This is a genomic window from Paenibacillus senegalensis JC66, from assembly GCF_000285515.1.
GTDB lineage: Bacteria > Bacillota > Bacilli > Paenibacillales > NBRC-103111 > Paenibacillus_L > Paenibacillus_L senegalensis.
Genome location: NZ_HE610961.1, coordinates 478,611 through 492,882 on the forward strand (window position 1 = coordinate 478,611; position 14,272 = coordinate 492,882).

General features: G+C 42.2%; 13 protein-coding genes and 1 riboswitch. Of the genes, 3 read left to right on the forward strand and 10 right to left on the reverse strand.

The features are described 5' to 3' along the window. Window positions 1-27 precede the first annotated feature (27 nt). From PSHG_RS20730 to PSHG_RS20750, 5 genes are all read right to left on the reverse strand, one after another. The gene (locus tag PSHG_RS20730; protein ID WP_010277171.1) at window positions 28-963 is read right to left on the reverse strand and encodes a VanZ family protein; all 936 of its coding nucleotides are present in this window, start codon (window positions 961-963) and stop codon (window positions 28-30) included. Between the two features lie 147 nt (window positions 964-1,110). Then, entirely contained in the window at window positions 1,111-2,148 is a 1,038-nt protein-coding gene (locus PSHG_RS20735) for a sensor histidine kinase (protein WP_010277173.1), read from the reverse strand. After that, window positions 2,145-2,822 carry a response regulator transcription factor gene (locus tag PSHG_RS20740; RefSeq protein WP_010277175.1) on the reverse strand — a complete coding sequence of 226 codons (678 nt, stop codon included), beginning with the start codon at window positions 2,820-2,822 and terminating at the stop codon, window positions 2,145-2,147. Before PSHG_RS20740 ends, PSHG_RS20735 begins: the two co-directional genes overlap by 4 nt. A gap of 32 nt (window positions 2,823-2,854) precedes the next feature. Beyond that, on the reverse strand, window positions 2,855-5,023 hold the full coding sequence (locus PSHG_RS20745) for an ABC transporter permease (protein WP_010277177.1): 2,169 nt from the start codon (window positions 5,021-5,023) through the stop codon (window positions 2,855-2,857). Continuing rightward, entirely contained in the window at window positions 5,013-5,792 is a 780-nt protein-coding gene (locus PSHG_RS20750; RefSeq protein WP_010277179.1) for an ABC transporter ATP-binding protein, read from the reverse strand. The genes PSHG_RS20745 and PSHG_RS20750 overlap by 11 nt, the downstream gene beginning before the upstream one ends. Window positions 5,793-6,011: 219 nt before the next feature. On the opposite strand from PSHG_RS20750, the gene PSHG_RS20755 reads away from it, so the two are divergent. After that, on the forward strand, window positions 6,012-7,904 hold the full coding sequence (locus PSHG_RS20755; RefSeq protein WP_010277180.1) for a leucine-rich repeat domain-containing protein: 1,893 nt from the start codon (window positions 6,012-6,014) through the stop codon (window positions 7,902-7,904). 243 nt (window positions 7,905-8,147) lie between these two features. Here PSHG_RS20755 and PSHG_RS20760 read toward each other — a convergent pair whose 3' ends face one another. The 5 genes from PSHG_RS20760 to hxlA all read right to left on the reverse strand — a co-directional run bounded on the left by PSHG_RS20760 (window position 8,148) and on the right by hxlA (window position 12,020). Further along, a complete protein-coding gene (locus PSHG_RS20760) occupies window positions 8,148-8,762 on the reverse strand; it encodes a DJ-1/PfpI family protein (RefSeq protein ID WP_010277182.1) in 615 nt (204 codons plus the stop codon). A gap of 51 nt (window positions 8,763-8,813) precedes the next feature. Continuing rightward, a riboswitch (ZMP/ZTP riboswitch) is annotated at window positions 8,814-8,894 on the reverse strand. A gap of 42 nt (window positions 8,895-8,936) precedes the next feature. Continuing rightward, window positions 8,937-10,118: a macrolide family glycosyltransferase gene (locus tag PSHG_RS20765; RefSeq protein ID WP_010277185.1), complete on the reverse strand. Its 1,182-nt coding sequence runs from the start codon at window positions 10,116-10,118 to the stop codon at window positions 8,937-8,939. Beyond that, the gene (locus tag PSHG_RS20770; RefSeq protein WP_010277187.1) at window positions 10,118-10,552 is read right to left on the reverse strand and encodes a helix-turn-helix transcriptional regulator; all 435 of its coding nucleotides are present in this window, start codon (window positions 10,550-10,552) and stop codon (window positions 10,118-10,120) included. Before PSHG_RS20770 ends, PSHG_RS20765 begins: the two co-directional genes overlap by 1 nt. 270 nt (window positions 10,553-10,822) lie before the next feature. Continuing rightward, window positions 10,823-11,380: a 6-phospho-3-hexuloisomerase gene (gene hxlB, locus PSHG_RS20775; RefSeq protein WP_010277189.1), complete on the reverse strand. Its 558-nt coding sequence runs from the start codon at window positions 11,378-11,380 to the stop codon at window positions 10,823-10,825. Between the two features lie 7 nt (window positions 11,381-11,387). Beyond that, window positions 11,388-12,020, reverse strand: coding sequence for a 3-hexulose-6-phosphate synthase (hxlA, locus tag PSHG_RS20780; RefSeq protein WP_010277192.1), 633 nt, complete (start codon window positions 12,018-12,020; stop codon window positions 11,388-11,390). Between the two features lie 200 nt (window positions 12,021-12,220). Between hxlA and PSHG_RS20785 the strand changes: the two genes are divergently transcribed. Both PSHG_RS20785 and zwf read left to right on the forward strand, forming a co-directional pair. Then, window positions 12,221-12,583, forward strand: a complete 363-nt coding sequence (locus PSHG_RS20785) for a winged helix-turn-helix transcriptional regulator (RefSeq protein ID WP_010277195.1) — start codon at window positions 12,221-12,223, stop codon at window positions 12,581-12,583. Between the two features lie 521 nt (window positions 12,584-13,104). Beyond that, on the forward strand, window positions 13,105-14,272 hold a 1,168-nt coding region (gene zwf, locus PSHG_RS28535; RefSeq protein ID WP_010277197.1), incomplete at its 3' end, for a glucose-6-phosphate dehydrogenase.

The window sequence follows — 14,272 nt, forward strand, 5'->3', positions numbered from 1 at the left end:
TACTGAGGATTGGTTCAACTTATCCCGCTATTCAACCCATTCAACTACAACCAAGCTGTCTACGGTTTCCCCATCCGTGCTCCATATCCTCACATTATTATTGCTGCCGCTGTATGGTTCAGCTTTTTGTGAGATAAAATCTGAATACGCTATTTGTTCATAACGCTGATGTTCTCCAGAAACTGAATTGAAAAAGTAATCTATTTTATGATGGCAGATATATATACGGCTATCGGCTGTCAGTTCAAATTCGATCAGCTGTCTCGGCTCTGCTGCGCTTTGCACACTTTTTTCAACAATCAGTCTGGAATCCTTCATTTCTACAAGCTTTCCGCTAAAATCATGTGGCGTTTCGATAAAATCTTGAACAAGCTCTTCGTTTTCCACAACGATTTTTTTCGGTAAGACAGCAACCAAATCCGTATGATTAACGAGTAAAACAATAAAGGCGATGGTTCCCGAAACCATGACCAATGCTGCCATAGAAGCTAAAAAAGCAAAGCTGGATTTGGCCTTTCCCTTTATAACCTTAAATAACCAATAACCGATAGCCGTGCCAGCTGTATTGAAAATTAAATCATCAATATCCGTGCTTCCCAAACCAAAGATATACTGCGTCACTTCGATGGATGCACTTAAAAGGAAGCCGCCGATCACAACATTCCTGCCTTCTCTTCTTAAAATAACAGGCAGCAGCAGTCCCAAGGGAATGAAAATAACGATATTTCCAAGAACATTTTCCAATATTCGCATTATTGAGGTGTCTGTGCTTGCCATATCCATGATTGACGCAAAAGGAATCCAACTAAGGCTTCGTTCACTTGCACCTATCGCAGTAAACAAATTAGGCAGACCGGCCTGTTTGAAAAGCGTGATTCGAAGCAAAAAAACAAGATAAAGTGCAAAAAGCCCGTAGATACAATACAGCAATACTTTTTCTTTTGCGCTGCGATTCTGATCCATCTGTCTATCTTTCCTCCATCTAATGATTAACATGTAAAAAGGCTTGCTTTCATTTAGAAATGTTACTAAATAAAAGCAAACCATTTGTTTTTTATTTCTTTTACAAATCTTAATTTTTTCTTTATTATTCCTAATCTTGAGGGACGATTATTTTTTCACATTTGGAAATCGCAGCGTTAGGGCCAGCCCCGAACCCGGCTCGGATCGCGCATCCAGCTGAATGGCCAAATCATAAGCCATCCGGCTCACCAGGAAAAGTCCCATCCCTGTTGCTTCTCTTGTGTAAGCCCCTCTTCTTCCCGTAAAGCCCTTATCAAAAATAAAAGGCAGATCTTCCTCCGATACACCGGGCCCATTATCGCTAACCGTTAACGTGGCTTGGTCATTCGCTGGGTCATAACCCGTTTCAAATCTCAAAATGGGGCGATCCTGATTCTGTGCAGCGTGTTTTGTACTGTTAGCTATGATTTGTTGGATGATAAAAGCTAATCCTTTGCGATCAGATAAAACTTCCTCCTCATCCCCTATGAACTCGATGTGGAACCCGGATTCATCCAGCAGTGTCTGATGATCTTCAATGATCTGTTTGCAAAATGCAAGCAAGCTGACGGGCTCAAAAATATAATCTTTATGGGCTGCCCCTAGTCTTGCAAAATATAAAATTCTTTCTACATCTCCAACAATTTGGTCTCTGCTATGCAGCATACGCTGTCTAACAAGAGGAGACATTTCATCACTGCGGTTATCCAACACCAGTGTCATTAAAGACAGAGGTTTTTTGATTTCGTGAACCCAGCCTTCTATAAAGTTTTCATAATCGGCAAGCTCCATCACTTGCTCGTTAAGCTCCGCCTGATAAGACCTTAAGGCGTTCCCCGCTCTGCGGATAAACGGCCAATATATTTTAGGGGATACCCGGCATAGTCTTTCCTCGTTCGTCTCATTCGCTTCCAGCAAAAAATCTTGAAAGGCCTCTTCGATTATGCTTTGTTTTCTAATAATGACGAATACAGACATCGCTATCATCGCAAGAGTAAATGCAATCATCAAGCCCACTAACACCATGAACGTTTCCGGATAAGCCAGCCAAGCCAAAAACATAAACAGGAGATTGGTAGCAGCTAAAATAAGAAACCATAGCTTATAAGCATGCAAACAATCATAGATTTGCTTAATCCACCTCATGGCTTTGCCTGCCCCCTAAGCCGGTATCCCTGACCTCTTACAGTTTCAATTTGATCTTCCAGGTTAAACTGCCGCAGTGATTTTCGCAAGCGAGTGAGATTGACTTGCAGGGCATTTTCATCTATATATTGGTCGGTTCCCCATAAAATTTCGCTCAATGCTGATTTGGATACGATCTCGGGTCTATTCTGCACTAAAGCCAACAAAATTTTCCCCTCATTCGCTGGTAAAACTAACGATTGCGATCCCTTATACAAAGTAAAGGTATTAGGATCCAGTGAAAACTGGCCTCCATCGATCAAATCCGGTTGCCCTTCAAATCTTCTTAGCAGGTTGTGAATGCGCGCCAGCAATCGATCCCGATTGCACGGTTTAGTCAGATAATCATCCGCTCCTAAATGAAGGCCATGTAATTCATCCTGCAGCTTATCTCTCGATGTTAGAATCAATATGGGGCCAATCCCTTTGGCCTTTAAGCTTTTACATATTTCAAATCCGGATTGCTCGGGTAAATTGATATCTAATAAGACCAGGTCTGGTGCCAAAGCGGCAACTTGAAGAGCGATATCATGATAATCAGTAATAGCCGCTGTTTCAAAGCCTTCCTTTTGCAAAATATCCACCAGCTCTTCTCTCATCCATGAATCATCTTCAACAATGACTATCCTCGCCACTTCGGCACCCCCTTCTGAAAAATTTAGAATCCCTAATCTATATTGGGCTTCCAGCGTAATTTATCGATCTCATGATCTGCTGAACGGGCTACGGCCACTCCATAGATCGCCACAATTCCGATTACTATACAAGCAAAAGCGAAGGCAATAGGATACAGCAGCGCTTGATTTTCGACGTAAATCATAACAAATGAGCTCATCGCTATGATTCCAACGGCTCCGCTCACGCATGCAAGAGACAAAGGCAGCAGAAAGGTCCACAACACCTGTTTGTGCATGGATTGCTTCATTTGATGGCGTTTGGCGCCCAGCATGGAAAGTGTTACATAGCGCCCTCCCGTCTGCCTCATCTGTGTCAAAAATTGCAGGGCTAATACGGTGCAGGCAATAATCAGAAATAAGAATCCCATATATAAAACTGTATAGCTTCCGGCAACAACATAAAAGAGCTTGCGCCCAAAATTTTGCAAATAACTTTCAAACGGGAAACCGGAAGTTTTCAATAGATCCCTAGCCTCCATCATTGGCTTCATTAAGCCGTGCTGGTCCTGGAGCTGCTGCGGGATACGAAAATTCCAATAGGATGCATAGGTTTCCGTATTGACCAGTTGTTCAAACATAGGATCCGGAACGATAAATGCCGAGAAGATTTCTACGGAACGGTCTGCCACCAATCCTCTCATGGGAACGGATGGGCGGATCATAACCGCCTGTTCGTTAATGCTCATCAAGCTCTGCCCTTCTGCTGCAGCCTTTTCGAGAATATGATCCAGGACAGGCATGCTGTCCAGATTTTCCATAGGCATAAAATCCGGATTAAAGTATAAAGCCATTTCATCGGAACGCAGGTTCAGCGTTTGTTTGCCTATAGCCTCCAAAAGTCCGTTATAGGATGATTCAGAAATGAGGTAAGGCCTTGTCGAATCTATCGCCAGGACTCCTAACAAATTAAGGGCTTCAGGGTTGTCCGGACTGATCGTGTAACCCGTCGTTTCCCCGGATAAAAATTGTTCTTTATGGTCGCTCGGCAAAGCCATAATGATTTGCTCTCTTAATTTAGACCAATCCACTAAGGACTGCGGCAAATCATCTTCCCTGCGCTCGTCCGGCTGCTTCATCTTCCCTATTTCGAGGAGGTTTAAGTCCGCCACATAGGGAGCCATTATGTCTGAAGCCAGAAATTCCTCGACTTCGCTGCTCTCGCCCTTTACCGTAAAATCATATAGGGAGGATGCTCTATTATACAAATGACTTCCATAGCTCAAAATCGTGGAAGCCCCATTCGCTATTAAAATGATGGACAGCGTGATTAGAATCGACGTTACGGCAACGGAAGTCGAACGGTTCGCTATGTTCTCCTGAAACTGCCTTAGCGTAAAGGTGTGCAGTCCTTTAGTCGCTTTACGCCGGGACAAGCTGGCCAATAAGCCTAACAGCTTTGCGAAGCCCCTCATAAAAAGGATCGTTCCCATACTTCCGAGAGCTACGGCCGCAAATAGAAACAGGCCGCCAAAGTCCGTAAAACGGTATAAAGCAATCCAATAGGCAGCGCCCAGCAGGACGGCCCCTGCCAAAATGTTTAGCACGTTGCCTTTGATATGCCCCATATCGGTTTTTTTCTCCATTTGCTCAAAAATCATTTGATGGAGCTCTTGATTAAATAATCGTCCGCCAAGAATGGCCAGAGCTATAAATTGAATGAACAAAAAGCCAAGAACGGTAAAGATCACCGCACTTGCCGAGAGGCTGATTTGATGACCGATAATTCCCTGTCCGACTAATTTGGAAACCGTCAAGCTAATCATTTCTGCTAAAAATCCGCCTATCAAAATACCGCCAAGGAGTGCCAGAATAGAAGTAATAAGTCCCTCTGCCAAAAGCTGAAGAACGAGGCGTTCCTTGCGCATTCCTAACATGAGATAAAGGCCAAATTCCTTACTTCTGCGATTTAGCTGGTAGCGGTTGGCAAATAAGATCAAGAAAAACAATAAAAATAACGCAAAGGCATACACAATTGACATTTGCGCTAACAGTTTATCAATCGCGTCGCTTTCAAACTCCCGTAAAAATAATATAACATCTTGCTTTCCAAGGGAAAGAATGATATAAAATGAGGCCACAGCTGTTACCAATGTTGCAAAGTAAATGAAATTCTCCTTACGGCTGCGTTTAGCATTTCGGTAAATCAACTTAGAGAACATTGGCACTTCCTCCCCCAAGCTGAGCCAATACCTTTAAAATCCTGTCGTAAAAATGCTCGCGGAACTCCTCTTGCTTGCGGCGCAATTCATGAAAGATGACTCCATCTTGAATAAACAGGATTCTTGAGCAGAAGCTTGCCGCATTAGGGTCGTGGCTGACCATCAGAATCGTTCTTCCCCTGCTTCTATTTATGCCTTCCAGCTTCGCCATTAACGTTCTTGCAGAGCGTGTGTCCAAAGCCCCTGTCGGCTCATCCGCAAGAACGATATCCGGGTCAGAAATCAGACAGCGGGCAGCCGCTACCCTTTGCTTTTGTCCCCCGGACATCTGGGATGGGAATTTGCTAAGGATGTCGGTAATCTCCAAAAAGCCTGCCAGTTCTTCTAATTTCGCCCGTGCTTGTGCAAAACTTGTTCCATGAATGGATAAGGGCAAAAGAATATTTTCTTGCCCGGTCAGATTGTCCAGCAATTCAAAGTCTTGAAACAAATAGCCTATCCGGCTGCCGCGATACTCCGCCAAATCCTTACTGTCAAATGCGCTGATGTTTTCCCCGTTCAAAAGAACACGCCCGGATGTTGGCTTTATAATAGTTGCAATGCAGTTTAGCAGCGTCGTTTTACCGGAACCGCTTGGTCCCATGATGCCCAAAAATTCACCTGGAAGAATGTCAAAGCTAACTCCGTTTAAAGCCGGGGTTATATTATTTTTCTTTCCGTAATTTTTTTTCAAGTCCTGAACCTCTAGCAATTTCTCATGTCTCGCCATGTATAACTCTCCTTATCCATTAACCTGTTCCGGAATTCAAATCGATCGATCGAGCTATACACATTATAACCAGTAAAAAAGATCAGACATACTTACAGTTGATGTAAGGAAAATCGCGAAGAGCTGCTCCATTGTAAGCCCTCCTTAGAATCCGCGATTTGTGTTATAATCTTGACAGGATTTCGTCTTAAATAGATCAAGTGGTAGGAGCAGTGGCCCGTGGAACTGATTGAATTAAATTGCCCCAATTGCAATGGGAGTTTGGAGTACAATGAAGAGCCTCTCATCCAATGTCCCTATTGTGAAACCAAACTGTTATTGAAAGAGAATAAGGTCTTTTATATTGACCAGTCCACTCATTATTATGGAACCTCTCCCGCTCATACAGCAGGGCACCCTGCAGCGCGTCCTGCACCACGCCCGAATACGAAGGTACAGCTGCTGCTGATTGCGCCGCTCGTTCTTATTACCTTTATGGTTGCCTATTTTTTTGTGGCCAACCCCTCATCCAATAACCGCGTCGAAGAGAACATACCGGTTCGAACGATGCCGGAAAGTGAGGTTGTGCGGTACTTCTTAAGAGATGTTTTGAATAAAGGCGAAGCGATGCCTACGGAAGAAGAGATCGCCAACATCCGCTATTTGGCTGTTCATCATACGGATGATCGTTGGCACTTTGTCTACAGCTTTGATGATCCGTTCACCAACAAGCAGGCGAAAATGACCGATTATGTGATCATGGATAAAGTGCTAAATATGCAAAAAATCGAGCAAAAAGATTTCGAGGCGTTCAGCGGCCTGACGGCGCTTGATTTCAACGGCGTTTACGAAATCGTGCAAAGCGAGAAGGTCAGTTTTCGGCATTTGCAAGGGCTGCAAAGCTATTCAGGCGGGTTCAATGAATCGTTCAGCTCGATCCAGCATTATTTTAGCGATAAATCGAAGATAACCGGACTGACCACGCAAATTCGCAGCAATGAGGAATTGGCCGCGCTGTTGGAGTTTCCGAATTTGCAATCGCTGAACATCACCTATGTCACAGAGTCAGTTACGGATTTTCATCTGCTGGGCCAGCTGCCGTTAAAATCATTATCTCTCCAGTTTGTCACCGATTTGAAATGGCTGTCGGCATTGACCGGTTTAGAATCGTTAACTATCGATAACAGCGAGGCCACGGATTTCAGCGGCTTATACGCCCTCACTCAATTGCAAGAGCTGAAGCTGCTGTATACAAGGAATTTAAAAACACTTGATTTCATCGCCAACATGCCGAACCTGCAATCGCTTGAAATAGAGCAGGCTGATATTGCGAGTTTGGAGAACCTGAAAAATAAGACTTCCTTGACAAAACTGCGTTTGGCCTGGCTCTCTCCATTGGAGTCGGTTGAGGTGGTGAACAGTTTACCTTCACTCACTGAGCTGGTGATTACGGGTTACAGTGGCGCAAATTCGCCAATCGCGGCGCCGAACGTCAAAAAAGCCGAATTGACAGGCTCGCTCCTAACCAATCTGGAAGCGCCTGGTTTAAAAGCTTTGCAGGTTACCGTAAACGGGGCGATGGATGAGCTGCAAGGGGCTTCATTGATGAAGTTCCCGCAGCTGGAAGAGCTTGCGGTGATCGACGGCGAGCTAGCCGACATTCCTTCTCTGAACCTGCTGCCAAAGCTGCAAACGTTAAGTTTCAATGAAGTGAGTTTCTACGATGAGACGAATGCATTATTCAATTTGCAGCATGTAAAAACAATCAATTGCAATAAATGTACGTTCCGGCTTCAGGGTCAGGAGCCGTTTGCGAACAACGCGCTGGAGCATTTGACGTTGAATCAGCTCGACTTTCGAATTGGCGACAGCGACTGGCTGCACGACTTCGATAAATTGACGCCTTATTTTGCGAATATGACAGCGCTGCGCTCTTTTACGATGCAGGACAGCTCGCTGCAATCGCTCAGCTTCATGAAAAATTGGGAGCAGGTTGAGGAGCTGCATCTGGAAAATAACACGATTTCGAATTTGGAACCATTAGTCCATCTCCCCAACTTACAGAAGCTGTATATCGTCGGAAATCCTGTACAAAATGAATCAGTGCTTGACAAAAGGGTCTTGATTTATTAAGTCATTCGCCTGGTCTTCAGCGGAATTGAAGAGGGGAAAAACGTTGGTAAATCAGGACTCACTCGCTGGAGGCCGATTGGTTTGAGACGAGTGCTTAATCATTCGCGCGATATGCGCGCTATGCCGCCAGCGTTCCTGTGTTCCCCGATTCCTTCGACATCCTCCTAATCGAAGAAATCGGGGAACGGCGTCTGGACACGATAAAGCGGCTAGCTTGTAAGAGTAAGTGATTCTGCAGATGCTCTACGAGGTCTCCTGGTTTTCCCCTCTCCAATCGTACTCCATAATATTTGCTGCTTTAATTGCCCTTTCTTTTCCCAGTAATTTACCTACAACGTATAGCGAGGCATCTATGCCCGCCGATACACCCGCGGATAAGACGATTGTTCCATTATCAATGAATCGAGCTTCTTTTATGATTTTGGTAGATGCCGGCACAAGCTCTTGTAATTCGTGGATGGCTGAACGATTTGTGGTTACCTGCAAGCCATCCAGCAGGTTTGCTTGAGCTAAGACTAAAGCCCCCGTGCAAACAGATAAAAGGATTTCAACTTCCTTCGATAATTGTTTTATCCATTTTATAATGGTTTCATTATGCATTTCTTTTCTGATCCCCAAGCCCCCAGGTACAATCAAAATGTCAGGTTTAGGGCATGCAGCAAGCGGATAAGTTGGGTTAATGCTTAGACCCCCCAATGCTTTTACAGGACTATCATGTTCAGCAATGGTATAAACGTTGAAGTCCCTTCCCCGATTGCTTCCTGTAATAAAGACTTCGAAGGGCCCGGCAAAATCTAACGGCTCCACGTCATCAAAAATCCATATCGCTACATTTCTTGCATGCCGTGCCTGTTCCATATCTCCTCTTCCCCCTATAAAATAAATAAAAGCGTTCAGTCTATTGACCAAACACTTTGCCCAGGCGTACGGCTTATGAACGTTGTGCTCCCTCGTGGTATTTCCACGTTAGCGCCAGTCACACATTCCAGATAATTGCTGTTTGTTAATTTATATCAGTTTTTTCAGAATTCTTCAAGACCCTTTCCCAATTTTACTCAAAATCACACGGGCTGCTTTTCCAGCACCGCCAGCGTTTCTAAAGCTTTCCGCCAGTTTCCGTGCTTCTATTGAGTAGGCCGGATTCACAAGTACTTCAGCTGCCGCTTTTGCCAAATCGTTTGGCTTGCTGCCTTTAAGCTTTACTCCTGCACCCAGCTCCGCAACCCGGTCAGCTATCATTCTTTGTTCGCCATGCTGCGGAAACATAACCATCGGAACCCCAAAGTACAGACTTTCACTCGTGCTATTCATTCCGCAATGAGAAATAAACACATCGGCTTGCTGTAATACAGCGATCTGATCTACAGCGTTTTTTACTATGAAATTAGCGGGTACACGGCCAAGGGACGAAATGTCCGTTTTCTCACCAACAGACATGACCACATCATAGTCTGTATTGGCAAATGCTTTAAAACAATTCTGGTAAAAATTCTGGTTCTGATTGAGTACCGTTCCAAGGGAGATATAGATTGTTTTTTTATCTCTTTTATCATCCTGCACAGGCACAGTCTGCCTTATGGATGGCCCAACAAAAGCATAACGCTCAGAAAAGGTATCCGCCAAAGGCTGGAATTCTTTCGACGTGTAAACAATGGTGTCCGTTTCATTATCATTTTGAATTAGGGATACAAAATTGTCGACTTTATAGCCATGATCATTTAGCTGCATAATTTTTTTGTTAATCCTTCGCAGGCCTGCAATCATTCGCCAGATTTCTATGAAGCCCCTCTTCATTAATTTGGCCGTATGCTGATTAAAAGCAAACGAAGTAGTCGAACAAATATACGGAATTCCTAATTTATTAGCAAATAATTTTCCCCAAATAGCCATAGAGTCCGATACAATGCAGTCTGGCTGAATTTCCCTTAATTCATCACATACCTTTGGATCCAAAGCCATCGTGGTATCGGCCGCCATTTCTATTAATGCTGCAAAATCTTTACCCGCCTTCCTTTCCAATTCCTTTTGTGAAATTTCAGGTAAACATTCATCACAAGCTATAAAGGCAGCACCGGCTTCTTCTATTTTCTTCTGAAATTCTAAAAAAGAATAATACCAAACCCGGTGACCTTGCTTTACTAATTCGGTGACCACCGGAATGGTAGGATTCGTATGGCCATGTGCAGGTATAGAAAAAAAGACGATTTTCCTCATTAAGCCTCATCCTTCGGCTCGGCATTCCGAATCATTTCTGCAAATTCCAGAAAGCCGTCGCTTTTTAAAATAGCAATTCCCTTGGTCGCATCTTCTCCCAAAACAACCAGCTTATCACCTGCGTGAATCTGATACATGTCTCTTGCCTGTTTTGGAATCACAATTTGGCCTCGTTCTCCTACCTTCACCACTCCAAAGAACTGTTTTCCCTGGGGACTAAGCTGGTTTACTTCTTCTTCATTCATATGGCGGGATAATTGATCCACGGTTACTTGAAAAATATTGCTAAGGATCTTGCACTTATAAATATCGGGCAAGGCTTCTTCGTTTTCCCACTTGGCTACGGTCTGCCGTGATACATTGACCTTTTCGGCTAATTGTTCTTGACTCATTTTTTGCTTTTTACGCAAAATGCGAATATTCATACCAATCATTCTTTTCATCCCCTTCTAACTTTGATGTTACAGGGGATTGAGCGTGAAAGCTATCAACGGTTCGCAACATTTTTTGTTAAAAATTGTAGCAATCCGAGATCGTCAGCTTGACAAACGAACAGAAAAAGAATGAAATCAAATTATTTTGATTAATATCCCCCAAAAAGAAATTTTTCAACAATCAACCCTCCGGAAGATACGGATACATACTAATATACAGAAAAAGCCACAAAATTCTTTAATTTGTGGCTTTTTTCTGTGTACTTTACTCTATTCGAGATTAGCATGTTTACCATACATTTTATTAGAATCCAAGCTTTTTTTCTCCATAAAACGCAAGATTAAGGCATCATAAAATAACAACATTGTTTGCTCAAACAGAGATCCCATTGGTTGAATGGTCTTGTAGTCACCTTCAGATTGATCTTTCGTGACGCCCGGTAATTTAACAATAATATCAGCTAACTCTCCAATGGTTGACTCAGGAGAAATGGTTATAGCTGCAATTGTACCTCCTAAGCTTTTAGCTTTTTCAGCAATGGCAACCAAGGTTTTGGTTTCTCCTGATCCTGAACCAATAATTAATAAATCGCCCTTTTCCAAATTGGCTGTTACTGTTTCCCCAACTACATAGGCATCAATCCCCATGTGCATCATTCGCATCACAAAAGATTTACCCATCAATCCAGATCTGCCTGCACCAGCCACAAAGATTTTCTTGGATTTTAAAATCTGATTTATTAACTTTTCTGCTTCTGAATCACGAATTAACTGGACCGTTTGATTTAATTCATGAACGACTTCGGCTAAATACTGAGTAGTCTTCATAGCAGAATTAACCTTGTTTAATTAATTTTTGCATTTCGCGTGCTGCAGCTTTTTTATCTTCTTTATTCGTAATTCCCCCGCCTACGATAACTAGATCGGGGTGGTGTTTAATTACTTCAGGAAGCGTTTCTAATTTGATTCCACCAGCGATGGCAGTTTGCGCATTTTTAACAACGCTTTTGATGGTTGAAAGGTCTTCGAAAGAATTCTTGCCAACAGCTTGAAGATCGTAACCTGTGTGAACGCAGATATAATCAACACCAAGTTCATCTAGTTCTTTTGCCCGGGCTGCAATATCTTTCACGGCGATCATATCAGCAAGGATTTGTTTCCCTTGTTTTTTAGCTTCTTCCACAGCACCTTTAATTGACTCGTCTTCTGCAGCTCCAAGAATCGTGATGATGTCAGCGCCTGCAGCAGATGCTTGGCTTACTTCATATCCAGCTGCATCCATAATTTTCAAGTCTGCTAATACAGTTAAGTTAGGAAATGCAGCTTTTACTTCTTTCACTGCTTTAAGACCTTCATTGATCACCACAGGTGTACCAATTTCTACAATATCAATATGCTCTTCTACTTCTTTCACTAATTCAATTGCACCCTGAATATCGACAAGATCTAATGCTAATTGTAATTTCATTTTTATTCGCTCCTTATAATTTTATATTGTGCTAAGAGACTGTCATTAGATAAGTGTAACTGTTTCTTTTTGCATAGCTATTTACTCACTAACACGTTCCTTAGTATACTGAGTATGTTATTGAATGAAAAGTACGCACTTTTACCGCATATAGTGCTAAAAAGTATACTGTAGGCTAAAATAAGGAGGATGTGAATGAAATGCCAAATTTAGGAGAGAAAACATTTAACTGTGAAAAAGAATTGACACTTTCAGTAATTGGCGGTAAATGGAAAATGTTGATTCTATGGCATCTAGGCAAAGAAGGAACTAAACGATTTGGTGAATTAAAATCCCTAATGCCGGGTATTACCCAAAGAATGCTTGTTAATCAATTACGCGAACTTGAAGATCATTTAATCGTCCATCGAGAAGTTTATCCCGTAGTTCCGCCTAAAGTTGAATATTCATTGACTGAGTATGGAGAAAGTCTTATACCGATCTTAGATGCTATGTATAAATGGGGTAAAGATTATATTGAGAATGTATTGAAAAAGGGATCTGAAGACAAATCAGCCATTTAGCAGAAAAAGGCTTCTTTTCATGTTTTAAGACAAATATAATTTACCACGGTTAACCTAACCGTGGTTTTTTACCGTGCATTTATTGCACTTATTACCGTGCACTTAAAGAGCAGAGATTACACTATCTAAATAAAATAATTCGCCTCAGGTCCCTGTCCCCCGCGTATACTCCCCGCATGATGAGCACTCTCGGGTATTCATACCTCAATCACATAACTTGATTTGTCATCCTGAACGTCCGCTCTTCGGACAGCCCCTTTTGACTCTTATAGTTATAGTATCCATTTTTACACTATCTTACTTCAATATAACTATATGCAAATAAAGTGCGTACTTTTAAAGATAAAATATACGTAATATACTGTTTTAGCAAAGCAAAATGATTCTCTGACAGCAAGCTTCTTATACGAAAAAGTGAAGGTCTTGTGAGGTTCTAATGAAAAGTTACAATGTCCGGCATGTGGATATGTCATAAATAAAAATTCGTTAATATGCATAAAAAAACAAAGGAGTAATTGTAAATGGATTCTATGACATTTGTATTATTTGGGGCAACGGGGGATTTAGCTAAAAGAAAAATCTATCCTGCCTTGTTTAATTTATATCTGAACCAAAAATTACCAAAATCTTTTTCAGTGATTGGTGCAGGAAGAGGCGCAAGCTCGGATGATAAATTTCAATCAAGAGTAATCGATTCCTTGCATACATTTTCCAGACATTTGCTGAATGATATATCTAAAAAAGAAGAATTCGTCAAGGAATTTCGTTACTGCCAGTTAGATGTTACTGACACTGCAGACTATAAGAAGCTGCTTGAACTCGTTCGGCAAAATGAAAAAGAAAAGAACATGACAGAGAATCGAATGTTCTATTTATCCGTCGCTCCTGAATTTTTTGACGTCATCGCCATGAACATTAAGGATAGTGGCTTGGGCTCAACAAAGGGATGGAAACGATTAATTATCGAGAAACCCTTCGGGCATGATCTAAAATCTGCCCAAGAATTAAACGAAAAGCTAAGCAAAGCTTTTGAAGAAGACGAAATTTATCGTATCGATCATTATCTAGGCAAACCAATGGTTCAGAACCTTGAAGCCTTGGCCTTTGCTAACCCTGTATTGCAATCATTGTGGAACAATCGATTTATTGCCAATGTCCAAATTACGGCAAGTGAAATCGTTGGGGTGCAAGAAAGAGCTGGTTATTATGACAAAGCAGGAGCCATTCGCGATATGGTTCAAAATCACATGCTGCAGTTAATAATGATGACAGCCATGCATGTACCAAAACGAATTAGTGAAAATGAGATTCGTAATGAAAAAAGAAAAGTAATGGAATCTTTGCGTCCCTTACAAAGGGATACTGTAGGGGTTCATGTGGTTCGCGGCCAATATGAGCACGGAGATATAAACGGAGAACCTGTAGTGGCCTATCGGGAAGAGCCCGGAGTGGAGGCTTCTTCACAAAATGATACATTCATTGCGGCTCGTCTATGGATTGATAATTCCTTCTGGGATGGGGTTCCGTTTTATATTCGCACGGGAAAAAGAATGGCAGAAAAAACAACAAAGATTGTCATTGAATTTAAAAATCCGTTAAAAGATTTATATTATCCCGAAATGGAACGGGTTGAACCTAATCTATTAACAATAAATATCAATCCAAATGAAGGTGTATCGCTACAGTTAA